Here is a 16713-nt window from a genome sequence, read left to right on the forward strand (position 1 = left end):
TCGTCGGGGGGTTCGAATGCGATCGTCGAACGGTAGCACAGCCGTTGGGTCTGATTCGCCGCCGGTGTAGGATAGGTCGCTTTTCTCAAATAGCTCGAATCAGTGGGCTCGAATCTGTGAGTAGTATGCGTGACTTCGTTCCCGGCCAACGCTGGCTGAGCGAGACCCAGGGCGAGCTGGGTCTCGGCATCGTCATATCGACCGACGGGCGCTGCGTGCGTCTTGCATTCCCCGCGACCGACGAGACCCGTCTGTACGCGATGCGCGAGGCCCCCCTGGTCCGTGTGGAGCTGGGGCCGGGCGAACGTGTCCGCGATCAGAAGGGGCGGGAACTGCGGGTGACGGATACCCGTGTCGAAGGTGGACTCATCACCTATCTCTGCGAGGATCTGGACGGACGGCCCTGCGAACTCCCCGAGGCCCTGCTCGACGACCGCATGCGCTTCAACCGTCCGCAGCAGCGCCTGCTGGCCGGGCGCATCGACAGCGACAAGTGGCTCACCCTGAGACTGCGCACCTGGTCGCAGCGCATGGCCGAATCCGGATCCCCGATCCAGGGGCTGCTCGGGCCGCGCGTCGCGCTCATTCCGCACCAGCTCCAGATCGCCGCCGAGGTGGCCGGGCGCGATGCGCCCCGGGTACTGCTGGCCGACGAGGTGGGGCTGGGCAAGACGATCGAGGCGGGTCTCATCCTGCACCGCATGCTGCTGACCGGGGCCGCGCGCCGGGTGCTGATCGTGACGCCCGAGCCGCTGCTGCACCAGTGGCTGGTCGAGATGCGGCGGCGCTTCAATCTGCGTTTCGCGCTCTTCGACCGGGAGCGGGTCGAGTCCATGCCGGACGCCAATCCATTCCTCGACGACCAGCAGGTGCTCTGCAGCCTGGACCTGATCGCCTCGCATGCGCGCGCCCGCGAGACGGTGATCGAGGGCGACTGGGATCTGCTGGTGGTGGACGAGGCCCATCATCTGACCTGGTCCGAGTCCGAATCCAGCCCCGGCTACGCGGTCGTGGCCGAACTGGCCGCGCGCACCCCCGGCATGCTGCTGCTGACCGCGACCCCGGAGCAGCTCGGCCGGGCCGGACACTTCGGACGCCTGCGGCTGCTCGATCCGGCGCGTTTCCACGACTATGCCGCCTTCGTCGCCGAGGAAGATGGCTATGCCCCGGTGGCCGAGCTGGCGGCGCGGCTGCTCGACGGCGAGCCTCTGTCCGAACCGGATCGGGCGCTGCTCGGCTCGCTGATCGAGGATGCGGACCGGCTCGACGGCGAGGAGATCATCGAGCGGCTGGTCGACCGTCACGGGACCGGGCGGGTGCTGTTCCGCAACACCCGGGCCGCCATCCACGGCTTTCCCGGGCGCGAGCTGCATGCCTATCCACTGCCGCTGCCCGAGTGCTATCGCGATCTCGGTGGCGATGTCCGAATGCGCCTGACGCCGGAGCGTCTGGTCGACAAGTCCTGGCTCGACGAGGATCCGCGCGTCGGCTGGCTGATCGACACCCTGAAGGCGCTGCGGCCGGCCAAGGTCCTGCTCATCTGCGCCCATGCCAGTACCGTGCTCGAGCTGCGCGAGGCGCTGCTGAGGCGCGCCGGTCTGTTCGCCGCCATCTTCCACGAGGACATGGAGATCGTGGAGCGCGACCGCGCGGCGGCCTATTTCGCCGCCGCCGAGGACGGGACCCAGCTGCTGCTCTGTTCCGAGATCGGCAGCGAGGGGCGCAACTTCCAGTTCGCGCACCATCTGATCCTCTTCGATCTGCCGCTGGTCCCCGATCTGCTGGAACAGCGCATCGGCCGGCTCGACCGCATCGGTCAGACCGAGACCATCCGCATCCACGTGCCCTATCTGACCGGGACGCCGGGCGAGGTGCTGTATCGCTGGTACGCCGAGGGTCTGGGGGCCTTCGACGGGACCTGCCCAGGTGCCACCGGGGTCTACGAGCAGGTTCGGGAGGATCTGCTGGAGGCGCTGGAGGAGCCTGACCGCGCCGAGGAGGTCATCGCCGAGACCCGCGATCTGAGCGCACGCGTCAATGCCGAGCTGGCGGCCGGACGCGACCGGCTGCTCGAGCTGCATTCGTATCGGCCCGATCGCTCGGCCCCGCTGGTGGACCGCATCGAGGAGCTGGACGCCGGCCGCGAGGTCGCCGATTACATGATGCGTTTCTGGGACAGCTTCGGCGTCGAGTACGAGTCCGGGACCGGCGGTTCGGTGGTGTTGCGTCCCGGCCCGCAGATGCTCCAGGAGTCTTTCCCGCGACTGCCCGAGGACGGGCTGACCGCGACCTTCGACCGCTCCAGCGCGCTGGCCCACGAGGATCGCGAGTTCCTGACCTGGGAGCATCCCATGGCGCGCGAGGCGATGGAGCTGCTGACCGCCTCGGATCTGGGCACCTCCTCGGTGACCCTGCTGCGCACCGGCCGCTTCAAGCGGGCGACCCTGCTGCTCGAGATGCTCTATGTCGCCGAGTGTCCGGCGCCGCCCGAGCTGCAGGTCGGACGCTTCCTGCCGCCGACCCTGCTGCGTCTGCTGCTCGACGTCGAGGGGCGCGATCTGGCCGGCGAGATCGGTCACGAGGAATTGCGCGGGGATTGTCTGACCCGTAACTACAAACTGGCACGTTCGGTGATCAAGTCCCAGGTTCCGCGTCTCGCGGTCATGCTGGAGCGCGGCGAGTCCCTGGCCCGAGAGGCGGTCGGACGGCTGGAGTCCGAGGCCCTGGCCCGCATGCGCACACTGCTGGGGGGCGAGCTGGAGCGTCTGAGCGCGCTGGCCAAGGTGAACCCGAACGTGCGCGCCGACGAGATCGAGCGTCTGAGTGCGCGCCGCGATCGGCTCGAAACCTATCTCACCAAGACTCATCTGCGTCTTGATGGGGTGCGGGTAATCGTGACGACCTGAACCCGCCGGCGGACAGGCCGGCCCGGTTCGCGAACCGCCATCTCGGCCGAGATAGCGACAATGCCTGGATAGGGGTGCCGGGATGGCATGAACAGCGAGCGGTCTCAGGGCTTTCCGGCGACGTCTCGACGGGTGTGGCGGGGCGTCCCTTTGCCGATTCGCCGGTTCGTTCCCGGGCTGAGGGCCAGGATCGTCCTTCTGGCACTCTCGCTGGCGGTCCTTCCGCTCTTGCTGTACGGATTCTCTACCCTGGCCCAGACCCAGGCCGAGCTGAAGAGCGCGGCCAACGACCGGGTTCTGGCGACCGCCCGCAGCCTGATGGACCGGATCCGCATCGCGGTCGGGCCGGCCCGCTCCGGGCTTCTGCTGCTCCGCGATTCGGTGGACGATCCGGGCATCGCGCTCGATGCCAAGCTCGCCCTGCTCGAGTCGAGCCTGGGGTCCCTGCCTGAGGTGCGGGCCCTGGAGGTCGGCATCGCTGGACGCCCGTCCATCCTGCTGCTCGAACGGCCGTTCAAGACGCGTCTCGACGCGCTTGACGCCGATCCCGTCCGGGTCCTCGGCGCAGGAGACGCCTCCGTGGGTTGGGCGGAGCGGGACCCGGACCGGGTCATGACCGAGACCCCGCGCCGGATCCAGGCATTGGATCTGTGGCTGCTGCCGCTGAGCGTTCCGCTCCGCGAGCCGCTCGCGGGTCGTGACGCGGGCCTGACCCTCTATCTGGACCTGACGTCCCTGGTCCGCGCCCTGGGGGAGGACGGCGCCGACTCCACTGGCGGCTCCTGGCTCCTGGACCTGAACGGTCGGCCGCTCTTCCGGACCGGCTCGGCCTCGGTGCCGCCGCTCTCGGGCACCGCTCTGCCCGACCTCGGATCCATGGCGCCGGGCGCCCTGCTCGCCACGATCTTCCCGGGTGAAGGCGGCGTGCCCATGCTGGGCGCCTTTGCGGTGCTCGACTTTCCTCCCTGGATTCTGCTGGTCGGCGCGTCCGAGGGGCAGGCCTATACCCTGGCCGCGCGGATGCGCCGGCATCTGCTGCTGTGGCTGTCGATCTGCGCCGCTGCAGGGCTGGCCGGGGCGCTGATCCTGGCCCAGCGCATCGGGCGTCCGATCCGCGAGATGGCGCTGGTCGCGGATCGGGTCGGCGGCGGCGATTTCAGTGTGCGGGTGGGTCGGGTCTCGCGACACGACGAGATCGGACGGCTCGGACGCCGGCTCGACCAGATGATCGAGGGACTGGAGCGGGGCCGCCGCCAGCTGGAGCGTCTGGCCCGGCAGGACTCGCTGACCGGATTGTCGAATCGGCGCTGGGTGCTCTCCTATCTGGAGCGTCTGCTGTCCGAACACCAGGGGGAGGGCGGCGCGATCGCCGTGCTCTTCGTCGACCTGGATCGCTTCAAGCGGGTGAACGACAGTCTGGGTCACACGGTCGGCGACGACCTCCTCAAGCTGGTGGCGCGGCGTCTCAGCGACAGTCTCGGCGAGGACGAACTGGTCGCCCGTCTGGGGGGCGACGAATTCCTGGTGGTGCGGCGCGGCGTCTCGGACCGGGAGGCCGTCGCCGAGATCGCGGCCCGTCTGATCGGGGCCTTCGGGACGCCCTTCCAGCTGGCCGATCTCGAATTGCATCTGGGCTGCAGCCTCGGGATCGCGCTCGCGCCCCGGGACGGGATCCGGGTCGCCGAGCTCATCACCAATGCGGACATGGCCATGTATCACGCCAAGGAGCAGGGACGCGGCCGCTATCGCTTCTTCGACGCCGAGCTCAGGACGCGGGCCGTGCGCAAGCTCGCGCTTGACGTGCGTCTGCGTCACGCACTGGAGCGCGGCGAGCTCGAGGTCTACTATCAGCCACAGGTCGAGACCGGCAGCCGGCGGGTGGTGGCCACCGAGGCCCTGCTCCGCTGGCCCGACGGCCGTGGCGGGTTCGTCGCCTCGCCCGGGGAATTCATTCCACTGGCCGAGGAGACCGGACTGATCCTCCCGCTGGGCGACTGGGTGATGGAATCCGTGTGCCGACAGGCGCATGCCTGGCGGGATCAGGGGCTGCCGCCCCTGTCCCTGTCCTTCAACGTCTCCTCGCTCCAGTTCGGGCAGCGCGACTTCGTCGCCTCCCTGCGCGGCGCGCTCGACCGCAGCCGTCTGGATGCCCGCCGGATCGGCTTGGAGTTGACCGAGTCCGTCCTGCTGGAGGACGTGGATGAGGGGATTCGCCGCATGGAGGGGCTCAAGGAAATGGGGGTTCAGCTGATGATCGACGATTTCGGGACCGGCTATTCGTCGCTCGCCTATCTGAGGCGTTTTCCGCTCGATTATCTCAAGGTCGCCCAGGAGTTCGTGAGGGGGCTGGAGACCAATCCGCAGGATGCCTCCATCGTCGATGCGGTCATCGCGCTGTCCAAGACGCTCGGGCTCAAGGTGATCGCCGAGGGTGTCGAGACCCAGGGTCAGCTGGACTATCTGGTCGAGCGCCGCTGCGATCTGATCCAGGGTTTTTACTTCGGGCCCGCGCTGCCCGCGGACGACTTCGTCGCGCTTCTGGAGCAGGGGCCGATCTGGACCATGCGGTCCTGATCGGGTTTGGAACTGGCCGGGAGCGGAGTGTCTCCTGATGGATGGACTCGTAACCTGCGTTCGCTTCATCCTGGTCCTCGGATCGCTCTCGGGGCCGCTCGCGCTGGCCGATGCATCCATCGGCGCCGTGCTGGAGCCGGGTCAGAGCCTGAGGGAACTGGCCGCCGAGCATCTCGGCGATCCGGATGCCTGGCCGGAGATCCTGCGCGCCAATCGGCTCGACTCGCCGCATCAGGTTCGGCCCGGCATGAGACTGGTTCTGCCGGTCGAGGCCATGCGCCATCTCGATCGTGCCCTGGGCGACCTGCGCGGCCTCGTCTTTCGCGCAACCGCCGCCGGTGCCGAGGTCCTGGCGACCGAGACCATCGCCGATGCGCTCTCGGAACAGGCCGCTGCATTGCAGGCCCGGCGCCGGGGCGACCTGGGCGAGGCGCTGCGTCTCGCCCGATCCGGCATCGCCGAGGCCGGTCGTGCGCTGGAGACCAGTCTGAGCCAGCGCGATCTCGCCGCCGAGGCGGTCCTCGACGCCGCGGGCGGCGTGGTTCAGCGGCGTCGGCCCAGCGAGTTCGACTGGACCCGCATCCCCATCCGCACACTGCTGGCCGAGCGCGAGCGGCTGCGCACCCTGGCGCAGTCCTTCGCCGTGCTGCGCTTCCGCGATGCCAGCTCTCTGCGCATGAGCGAGAACGCCCAGATGGCCATCCGGCGTCTGCGCCGCGACCGGCTCACCCGCTCCGAGCAGGTGGACGTGGTGCTCTACGGCGGCGATCTGCGCGCGCTCATCGCCTCGGGAGGACGCCAGTCGCTCCGGGTCGAGGTGCCGGGCATCGAGACCTCCGGCGACTCGACCCACTATTGGCTGCGCAAGGACGCGGAAAGCATGCGTCTGGCCAATTATGCCGGCACCTTCCAGGTCTCTGCCGGGGGCGGCAGCGTGATGGTGGGCGAGAATCAGGGCACCCTGGTCGAGGTGGACCGGCCGCCCGTGCCGCCGATCGACCTGCTCCCGCCGCCGCAGCCGCTCGAGCCCGAGCAGGGCGCGGTGCTCTACGGCCGGGGCGTCGAGCTCGCCTGGAGCCCGGTCGCCGGCGCGAGCGCCTATTGGCTCGAGGTGGCGGTGGATCCGGAGTTCAGCCGCCTGGTCTTCACGCGCACGGATCTCTCGGGGACGGAGCAGCGGGTTCCGGTCGATCGGGAGGGGCTCTACTACTGGCGGCTCTCCTCGGTCGACGCGGCCGGTCTGCCGGGCGCGGCCAGCCTGGCGCGGCTGTTCCAGGTCGACCGGGACGCCGTGCCGCCCTATCTCTCGGTCGAGACACCGGCCGAGGGTCTGCGGGTCGATGCCGACTCGGTCCAGGTGCGCGGCCGGGTCGAGCCGGGTGCGCGGCTTTGGATCGACGGCGCGCCGGTCCAGGTCGAGCCGGACGGTGGCTTCGCCGTCGAGCGCCATCTCGACGAGGGTCCCAATCGGCTGCTGTTCGAGGTCCGCGATGCGGCGGGCAACCTCAGCCGGCTCGAACGCAGGCTCTATCGCACGCCCGAATCCCCGATGCCCCTGCGGCTCGCGGAGCACCTGCCGCGCGACGATCTGGGGCGGATCCTGGTCACGCGCCCGCAATTCGGTCTGTCCGGCCGGACCCTGCCCGACGCCGAGGTCCGCATCCAGTCCGAGACCCACCCGGGGCTTTCGGCCGCGACCCAGGCCGATGCCGAGGGGCGCTTCGATCTGATCCTGTCCCTTCCGGACCCCTCCACGCGGCTTCGGGCGGTCGCGAGCGGTCCGCTCGGCGAGCGCGCCGAATCGGCACTGGAGGTGGTGCTGGACTCCGTTCCGCCACTGATCCGGCTCGATCGGGAACCGCCTCGACGCACCGCCGATCCGAGGCTGACCCTGAGCGGCCGGGTCGAGGAGGGCGAGTCCTTGATGTTCGACGGACAGCCGGTCGCGCTCTCGGAAACGGGCGCCTTCGCCTTCTGCATTCCGCTCCGGTCCGGCGAAAACCGCATCCGTCTGGTCGCGCGCGACCGGGCGGGCAACCCGGCCGTCCTGGAGCGCGGCATCCTGCTCGATCGCGAGCCGCCGCGTCTGATCCGATACGATCTGGTCGAGGAGGGGGACGGACCCTTACGCCTACTGCGGGTCGAGATCGAGGCCGAGGACGCGAGCGGTATGACGGCCGGCATCCCCTACCGCCTCGATCTCGGCGGGAGATCGCGTCAGGGGATCGCCCGGCGCGGATCCGGGCGGAATTCTTATCAGGACCGGGTGGCGCTTCCGGCCGATTCGGCGCTCGGGCCGCGACTGCGTTCGGTCGAGCTGCGGGACTATCTCGGGAATCGAAGGGAGGTGGCCATTGAATAGTCGAATCATGCGCGGATTCTTCTTCTGCGCCCTCTTCGCGGGGTCCGCCGCCGTCCAGGCCGGGGACCGGGTCCGGCTGGTCACCTTCGGCCCCGATGCCCATCCGGGCAAGGGCGACGACGATTTCACCGAGGTGGTCTATATCCAGGTTCCGGATTCGGCCGCCGGACCGCTCTATCTGCGTCTCTGGGATCCGGATCTGGGCGGGACCCAGGACGAGCCCAACGGTCTCTGGAACGGCCGGACCCGCTTCAGGCTCTTCGGCGGCGAGGGTGCCTTCAGCCAGGCCGGCCCCTCGGCCGATCCGTCCGCTTGGCGGTCGGTCGGCGAGGTGCTGGGCGAGGCCGAGTTCGGCGAGGATGCGTCGACCGACGGGGTTTGGCATACCCTGGCCCGCTTCTCGCCCGAGCGGGGCGAGGAGGTCGGCGGGCATCGTCTCTTTCGGCTCCTGGTCGAGGGCGTCGCCGGAGACGACGGCAATCTCTACGATCTGACGGTCAGCTCGGATGCCGGGACCAATCGTCCGGTCGAGGGACTGCGTCTGCTCGACTATCGTCCGACCTTCTCGGTCTCGCCCGGTCCCGAGCGGCTGGCGGAGGCGGTCTTCGCCGTTCCCGCGGATGCCGATACGCTGGTGATCCGCCAGTTCGACCTGGACCGTGCCCGGATCCAGCTGGAGCTGCCCATCGTCGGTCCCGTCCCGCTGCGTTCCTCGGGCGAGGCGCGCTGGGAGGAGGAGCGGGTCGCGATCGATCCGGGGCTGGGGGCCGAGCGCGCCGCCGTTCAGGTTCGGGGCGGGCGCTCCTTGCTGAACGATGTGGTCCTGGAGGCGAGGGATCCGTCCGGCGTTCCGCTCGCCTTCGAGCTGCCGATCCGTCTGCGGCCGCCGAGCATCCCCCCGGAACCCCGGGCGGACATCGCCATCCTGGACGACTGTCTGGGCGTCTCGTTCGACGCCGGGCGCTCGGATGGCCGCGACGATGCACTCATCGGCTATCTCTGGGACTTCGGCGATGGCCGTCAAGCCAGTGGCAAGCGCGTGGAGCATCGATACGAGGAGCCGGGTCTCTACCGGGTGAGCCTCACCGCGATCGACGATTCGGGCCGGGTCATGGACCGGGCGCGACGCGGCTACGAGGTCAAGGTGAATCGGTCGCCGATCGCGGTCCCGGGTCCGGAGCGGACATTGGCGCCCGGTGAGCGCACGATCTTCGATGCCTCCGCCTCCAGCGATGCCGACGGACGCATCACCGGCTATCGCTGGGATTTCGGCGACGGGGCGGAGGGACAGGGGGCGCGCGTCGAACACGCCTTCGAGCGGCCCGGACGCTATCCGGTGCGGCTAGAGGTCGAGGACGATGGTCCGGGGCCATGCACCCGGACCGGCGCCGTCACCCAGGTCTGGGTCAATGCCCCGCCCGTCGCCCGTGCCGGCGACGATCTGCGTGCCGCGGTCGGCGAGGTCCTGGTCCTGGATGCCGGGGGCAGCGGGGATACCGACGGCGAGCTGATCCGTTTCCATTGGGATCTGGGCGACGGCCGGACGGCGGAGGGGACGCGGGTCGAGACATTCTACGGCGAGCCCGGACGCTATCGGGTCCGGCTCGCTGTCGAGGACGATGCCGGTGTCGGCAACAGCCGTTCGGAAGACGACCTGCTGATCTGGATCAATGCCCCGCCGCTCGCCGATGCCTCGGGTCCGGAACGGGGCGCAGTGGATCAGACCCTGTCCTTCGACGCCTCGGCGTCCGCCGATCCGGATGGCGCCCTGGTCGAGTATCTCTGGGATTTCGGCGATGGCAGTCAGGCGCGAGGGGTCAGGGTCGAGCATGCCTATGCCGCGCCCGGTCGCTACGGGGTGCGGCTCGAGATCCGCGACGATTCGGGTACGACCTCGGCGACGGCCGGCACCGGGCTGGAGGTCGTCGTCAACGATCCCCCGGTCGCGGATGCCGGCGCGGATGTCTGGGTGACGGCCAGCCAGGTTCGCTTCGACGGGAGCGGATCCGCCGATCCGGACGGCCGTATCCTCGGATACGTCTGGGATTTCGGCGACGGCACCCAGGGTGAAGGCCCCGCCCCGGCCCATGTCTATGCCCTTCCCGGGACCTACGATGTGGTGCTGACCGTGACCGACGATTCGGGCACCTCCTCGGCCAGCCGCAGTGATGGCATGCGGGTGCGGATCAACGCCGGTCCGGTCGCGGACGCGGGGCCGGATCGGCTGGTGGCCCCGGACGAGACCATCGCATTCGATGGGACCGGATCCTTCGATCCGGACGGCCGCATCCGCGACTATGCGTGGGATTTCGGCGACGGGACCTCGGCGAGCGGCGCCTCGCCCGATCATGCCTATGCCGAGCCGGGTCTCTATCAGGTGCGGCTGCGGGTCGCGGACGATTCGGGACACCCCCAGGCGTTCGATGTCGCCGAGGCGTCGGTGCGGGTGAATGCCGCTCCGGTGGCCCTGGCCGGCCCGGACGTGCTGGCCGCGCCCGATCAGGAGATCCGACTCGATGGCTCCGGTTCCCATGATCCGGACGGGCGGATCGCCTCCTATCGCTGGACCCTAGACGAGGGTCGGCCGGCGGGCGAGACGGCCCAGGTCTCGCTTCGCTTCGCCAAGCCGGGAAGCCATGTGGCGAGGCTGGAGGTGGTGGACGACAGCGGCGCGGCCAACGGTCATGCCGAGGACCGGCTGTCCATCCGGATCAACCACCGTCCGGTCGCGGCCGCCGGTGCGCCGATCCGCACCTGCGAGACGCGGGTCGCCTTCGACGGCGGCGGTTCCAGCGACGCCGACGGCGACCCGCTCGGCTACTCCTGGTCGTTCGGCGACACGGGTCCGGGGGCCGAAGGGCCTCGGGTCTCGCATCGTTTCCCCGAAGGGGGACGCTATCCGGTGGTGCTGAGTGTGGACGACGGCACCGGGCTCGACAACGCGACCCAGTCCGCCTCGACCCAGGTCTGGATCCATCGCCGCCCCCTGGCCGTCATCGAGGCGCCGGATCTGGTCTGCGCGGGGGAGACGGTTCTCTTCAATGGTGTCGGATCGAGCGATCCGGACGGCGGGCGGCTGCTCTACGACTGGGATTTCGGCGACGGGAGCGGGTCGAGCTCGGCGATCCCGGCCAAGGCGTTCGCGAGTGGCGGGCTCTATCCGGTGACCTTGAAGGTCCGGGACGATTCCGGTCTGGACTGCGACACCGCGACCGCGCGGCATCTGGTCCAGGTCGTGGACGCGCCTGTGGCGGAGGCGGGCGAGGACGTGCGGATCTGTGCCAACACGCCGCTGACCTTCGACGGGACGGGATCGCGCGATTTCGACGGGGTCGTCAACGCCTATCGCTGGGACTTCGGCGACGGCACCCAGGGCGGCGGGCCCAATCCGACCCATCTCTATACCCGGGCCGGAGACTATGCCGTGACCCTGACCATCACGGGCGACCGGGTCGGGCGCTGCGACAACCGCCACAGCGACCGCCTGAGCGTCAGCGTGCTCGACGCGCCCGAGGTGGATCTGAGCGCGCCAGCCGGGGTGGCCCTCGGCGCGCCCGCGGTCCTGACCGCGAACCGGCTCGGCGATCCGGACGCGGTTGGGACGCCTCTGAAGTACGGCTGGGATCTGGGCGACGGCGCCCGGGCCGATGGCGCTCGGGTCGAGCACCTCTACTCCGAGCCGGGACGCTATCTGGTGACTATGACCGCCGACGACGGAAGTGGGGGCGACTGCGGCCGGGTGACGCTCCGGCACGCGATCCAGGTCAATGCTCCGCCGATCCCGGATGCCGGCGGGGACCGGTTGGCCGCGCCGGGCGAGATCCTGTCCTTCGACGCCTCGGCGAGCCGGGATCCGGACGGGGCCATTCGCCGCTATGTCTGGGACTTCGGCGACGGCGAGACCGCCGAGGGTCTGCAGGCGACCCATGTCTATCGCGAGCCTGGCGACTATGAGGTCGAGCTCACCGTCACCGACGATACGGATCTGCCCAACGCGAGCCGGAGTGATCGGATCGCCGTCCGCTGCAACGCGGCCCCGGTGCCGGCCTTCGAGGTGCGTCCGCCGGTGCTCTGTCCGGGCCGAGATGGGGTTCTGGATGCCGGCGCCTCGAGCGATCCGGAGGGTTCGCCGATCGCCTGGCACTGGGATCTCGGCGACGGGTCCCAGGCCGAGGGCGTCGAGGTGCGTCATGCCTATGCCGAGCCGGGCGACTATTGGGTGCGGCTCGCGGTGGAGGACGATGCTGGCGTCTCCAATTCGCGCGCGGCCCTGGGGCGTGCGCTCCGCGTCAACCAGGTGCCGGACGCGCGTCTGAGGTCGCCCCTGATGGGTTGTCCGGGCGAGCCGATTCGCTTCTCCGGGCTGCGCTCGTCCGATCCGGATGGGCGGATCGCCCGCTATCGCTGGGACTTCGGCGACGGGTCCGGGGCGGAGGGGGCCGAGGTCGAGCATCTCTATTCGGATCCCGGACGCTATCCCCTGGTGCTGGCCGTCACCGACGATTCGGGCAGCGACTGCGCACGCGCCGAGAGGCATGCCGAGGTGCGGGTGAACGCGGCGCCCAAGGCCGAGATCCGCACCGACTCCGAGGTCGCCTATGTGGGCGGGGCCCATGACGGGGTCCTGTTCGACGCCACCGGCTCCAGCGACCCGGACGGGGACGCGCTGCGTTTCAGCTGGGACTTCGGCGACGGTGGCGAGGCGCTCGGCGCCCAGGTCCGGCATGCCTTCGCGTCGCCCGGGCGCTACAGGGTCGAGCTCCTGGTGGAGGACGATTCGGGAACCGGCTGTGCCGGCGCGCGCGCCTCGGTCGAGATCGAGGTGAAGGGCGAGCGCCCTGGGAGTTCCGAGTAGGGGGCGAATGCATTCGCAGCCGGCATCCGGCTCAGAGTGCATGGACCACGCAGTTGCGCCCCTGGCGCTTGGCCGCGTAGAGTGCCGTGTCCGCGGCCTCGATGAGGTCGGAGGGAACCATGCCGGGGTGCGGAACCAGCTCGGATACGCCGAGGCTGATGGTCACATGATCGGCGATCGCCGAGTCCGGGTGCCGGATGCCGAGCCCCTCGATCGCCTCGCGCAGCTTCTCGGCGAGCTTCATGGCGTCCTCCGCCGGCGTGCCGGGAAGCAGACAGGCGAATTCCTCGCCGCCGATGCGCGCGACCAGATCTCCGGGGCGTCGCGCCGCCTTGTCCATGGTCCGGGCCACGCGTTTCAGACATGCGTCCCCCGCAGGATGGCCCAGACTGTCGTTGTAGCGCTTGAAATAGTCGATGTCGGCCATGATGAGCGAGAGCCGCGAACCCGCGCGCAGCGCACGCTTCCACTCGCCGTCCAGCGTCTCGTCGAAGAGCCTGCGGTTGCCGACTCCGGTGAGCGGGTCCATGTGCGCGATGGTGTCGAGGACGAGCCTCTCCTCGATCGAGTCGGAGAGCTGGATGCGAAGCTCGATCGATTCCCGGTTCACGCGATGGAAGCGCGACGCCGATGCCGTCATGGCGAGGGTGAAGACGACGATCATGAGCCCCATGGCCTGGTGTACCTGGTCGCCCTGGGCCAGCATCTGCAGCGTGATGGGCAGCGCCGCGGGGATGGCGAAGAGCTGGAAGGCCGGGTGCAGCGCCGAGAGCAGCGGCATGGCGCCGGCGATCATGCCGCCGAGCGCGAAGGCGAGGAAGACCTGGTGCGCGAAGGATTCCGGGTGGAAGAGGAATATCCCGGAGGCCCCCCAGACCAGCCCCGAGGCAAATGTCCCGAGCAGGAAGCAGCGGCCCCAGTCGACATTGTCGAGCAGCCGCCGCAGACCCGGTCTGTGATAGGCGCTGGCGAGCGCGAAACGTGCGAGCGTGACCGCCGCGAGTGTCGCGATCCAGGGCAGCAGCCGCGAGGCCGGGATGGCGTTCCAGAGGAGCGCCGTGACGATCGCCCCATTGAATCCGCTGACCAGCAGGGCGATCGCTTGCTGATGATAGGATTGCGCGACCTGCAGAGCGAGTATCCGTCCCTTCCTCGACTGCGACTCCAGATTCGGATTCGTGTCCATTGCGCAGCGCCCGCCGTAATGCCCCCATGCGGGTTTCCGTCGTCGTCATCCGCTATCGTGCGGTCCGAGGACGGTTTCCTGGGTGGCATGGATAGTATCGGCAGGAATTGCGGCGATTTGAATCCGGTTCGAGATGTTCGGCCGAATCTGCGGATGAGGCCTGGCGTGTCTGGCGCGTGCGCGCGGGGCTTGGATCCAGGGATCCAGCCCGGTGGTGTCTTCCTGTCGAACGGTCCTCAGCCGGCCTGGCGATAGGCGTCCATCTCCTCGAGCGAGAGATGTCTGGCCTCGTCCTCGAGCATGACCGGGATGTCGTCGCGGATGGGATAGGCGAGCTGGGCCGAGAGCGAGATCAGCTCGCCGCGGTCCTTGTCGAGGATGAGCGGGCCCTTGGTGACGGGGCAGACCAGGATGTCGAGAAGTTTCTTGTCCAGCATGGATTGCGTGCTCCGATGAGATGTGTGTCGAGGGTGCGTCGCGCGGCCCGAGCCGGGCCATGTCGGCGCATCGGGTTTCGCGGCGCAGTTTAACCGTCCGCGCCGCTCGGTGGCGAGCGGGTCGGATCGATGAAGGTAGCGAAGAGGATGAATGCCGGAATGAATGCTGTTTCCCCCAGTGGATCCTCCGGATGGCGCGGCCGTCCCTGGCTGGCCTGGTCGGTCGCGCTCGGCGCGCTGATCGCCATCCTGGCCGCGCTTGGGCATCTGATCGCGGCCGGGGAGGGCGTCGCGATCGAGCACGATCGCCTCGGCTCCGTTCCTGCGACCCTCTATCGTCCCGCGTCCGGCCGGCCGGCACCGGCCGTGGTGCTGGCCCACGGGTTCGCCGGCTCGCAGACGCTGATGCGGAGCTATGCCCTGACGCTGGCCCGTAACGGCTATCTGACGGTCACCTTCGATTTCCCCGGACATGGCCGCAATCCCGAACCCTTCGTGTCGAGTCTGATGGACCGCGAGAAGCGTCTGCGGGTTCTGGAGTCCGCGCTGGAGCCGGCGGTCGCGTTCGCGCTGTCCCGGCCCCAGTCCGACGGCCGGCTGGCGCTTCTGGGGCATTCCATGGCGGGCGACCCTCTGGTCGATTACGTCCGGACGCATCCGGGCCGGGTCGGGGCGCTGGTTCTGCTGTCGCCCTACGTCTCGGACGCGACGCCCACGGATGCGCTCCCCAATCTATTGCTGGCCTACGGCGCGCTCGAGCCCGGGATGCTGCACGATCAGGGACGGAAGATCCTTGCCGGCGCGGACGGCGGTGAGGCCCGGGAGGGCGTCACCTATGGCGATCCGGCGTCCGGGGACGCCCGACGGATGGAGATCGCCGAGGGCGTCGAGCATATCGGCATCCTCTACAGCCCGGCCGCCGAGCGGGCCGCCCTGGATTGGCTCGACGCCACCTTCGGCTGGAATGGGAGCGGTTTCGTGGCGGATCGCGGGCCCTGGATCGGTCTGCTCTATCTCGGCATCCTGGTCCTGGCCTGGCCGCTGGCCCGGGTGCTGCCCCGTCCCGCCGCCCGGCCGCTGGGTGCCGGACTGGGCTGGCGCGATCTGCTTCCTGTCGCCGTCGCTCCAGCCATTCTGACGCCGCTGATTCTCTGGCGGCTGCCCAGCGACTTCCTGCCGATCCTGATCGGGGATTATCTGGCGCTACATTTCGCGCTCTATGGCGCCATCAGCGCGCTGGGACTCTGGATCCTGCGGCGGCGGCGCGGCGCGGGGCCAGCCCGAGAGCCGGCGCGGATCGGTCGTCGCGCCCTGGCGATCGCCATGCTCGCCGCGACCGCCTATGCCTGGCTGGCCTTCGCGGTGCCGACCGACCTCTTCGTCACCACCCTGCTGCCGGGTGTCGAGCGTCTTCCTTTGGTGTTCGCCATGCTGGCCGGAACCCTGGTCTATTTCGTCGCCGACGAGTGGGTGACGCGGGGTCCGGGGGCGGCCCGTGGCGGCTATGCGGCGACCAAGGCGCTGTTCCTGGTATCGCTCCTGCTGGCCGTGGCGCTCAATCTCGCCGAGCTCTTCTTCCTCATCATCATCGTGCCGGCGATCCTGGTCTTCTTCCTCGTCTATGGGCTCATGAGCGGCTGGATCTATGGCCGAACCCGGCACCCTCTGGTGGGCGCGGTCGCCAATGCGGTCGCCTTCGCGTCCGCGACGGCCGTGACCTTCCCCGTGGTCGGCGCCTGATGACGGATCATTGATCCCGCGCAAGCTACATTCGCCGCCCGGTTTCGCGTAAGATACGGGAACCGCTATGGTTTACTAGAGCCGCGACCCGAAACGCGGCCTGTGCCATGGCGCCACCTCAGCGGGATCGTCATTCCCGAATCGGTATCGAGATTAGAAAACCTGGCTAGCTATCCACCGACCGGAGGAGTATTCGAGATGGTCGCTTTTGCCCAGCTGCATGCGCAAAACCATAAGATCACGGAATTGTCCAACGTCTTTCTATATCTGGTTCGCGAACGCTCCATGTGCGATACGGACGTCGCCTGCGACGTCTTCTTCGATCTGACCAACCGGGTCAAGGAACACATGGAACTGGTCGACCGGGAGATCTGCGGCAGACTCATCTCCGTTCCTGATCAATCCGTGAAGAACACCGCCAATCGGTTCCTGTCCGGCTCGACCGAGATCAAGCGGATCTTCGCCTCCTACGTCAAAGAATGGTGTTCACAGAAGCGTCATGCCCTGACCATCAGCGACCACTCGGCCTTCCTCAGGGATACCGAGCAGATGTTCGCCCTGGTGATGGACCGGCTGCAGCGCGAGACCGAACATCTCTATCCGCTGATCCGCAAGCTGGACGACTCGGACAAGCAGGTCGCCTGATCGTCGGC

Annotated in this window: 8 protein-coding genes; 6 read left to right on the forward strand and 2 right to left on the reverse strand. The window is 69.0% G+C overall.

All coding sequences use genetic code 11. The features are described 5' to 3' along the window. The first annotated feature begins 125 nt into the window (after positions 1–125). The 4 genes from rapA to D779_RS16010 all read left to right on the forward strand — a co-directional run bounded on the left by rapA (position 126) and on the right by D779_RS16010 (position 12697). Positions 126–2906: an RNA polymerase-associated protein RapA gene (gene rapA, locus D779_RS15995; protein WP_043755989.1), complete on the forward strand. Its 2781-nt coding sequence runs from the start codon at positions 126–128 to the stop codon at positions 2904–2906. An 87-nt stretch (positions 2907–2993) separates the two neighbouring features. After that, complete coding sequence (locus D779_RS21250) at positions 2994–5480, forward strand: putative bifunctional diguanylate cyclase/phosphodiesterase (RefSeq protein WP_094300799.1); 2487 nt, start codon at positions 2994–2996, stop codon at positions 5478–5480. A gap of 37 nt (positions 5481–5517) precedes the next feature. Further along, a complete protein-coding gene (locus D779_RS16005; RefSeq protein ID WP_043755991.1) occupies positions 5518–7842 on the forward strand; it encodes a FecR domain-containing protein in 2325 nt (774 codons plus the stop codon). Continuing rightward, positions 7835–12697, forward strand: coding sequence for a PKD domain-containing protein (locus D779_RS16010; protein ID WP_157726432.1), 4863 nt, complete (start codon positions 7835–7837; stop codon positions 12695–12697). The genes D779_RS16005 and D779_RS16010 overlap by 8 nt, the downstream gene beginning before the upstream one ends. 31 nt (positions 12698–12728) lie before the next feature. Here the strand turns inward: D779_RS16010 and D779_RS16015 are convergent, their stop codons facing one another. Further along, positions 12729–13883, reverse strand: a complete 1155-nt coding sequence (locus tag D779_RS16015) for a GGDEF domain-containing protein (protein WP_043755996.1) — start codon at positions 13881–13883, stop codon at positions 12729–12731. A 236-nt stretch (positions 13884–14119) separates the two neighbouring features. Then, on the reverse strand, positions 14120–14317 hold the full coding sequence (locus tag D779_RS16020) for a Trm112 family protein (RefSeq protein WP_043756060.1): 198 nt from the start codon (positions 14315–14317) through the stop codon (positions 14120–14122). 162 nt (positions 14318–14479) lie between these two features. Between D779_RS16020 and D779_RS16025 the strand changes: the two genes are divergently transcribed. Both D779_RS16025 and D779_RS16030 read left to right on the forward strand, forming a co-directional pair. Next, the gene (locus tag D779_RS16025; RefSeq protein WP_052348206.1) at positions 14480–16060 is read left to right on the forward strand and encodes an alpha/beta fold hydrolase; all 1581 of its coding nucleotides are present in this window, start codon (positions 14480–14482) and stop codon (positions 16058–16060) included. A 198-nt stretch (positions 16061–16258) separates the two neighbouring features. Next, on the forward strand, positions 16259–16705 hold the full coding sequence (locus tag D779_RS16030; RefSeq protein WP_043755999.1) for a hypothetical protein: 447 nt from the start codon (positions 16259–16261) through the stop codon (positions 16703–16705). Positions 16706–16713: the final 8 nt, after the last annotated feature.

The sequence above is a fragment of the Imhoffiella purpurea genome (assembly GCF_000585215.1).
Taxonomy (GTDB): Bacteria; Pseudomonadota; Gammaproteobacteria; order Chromatiales; family Chromatiaceae; genus Imhoffiella; species Imhoffiella purpurea.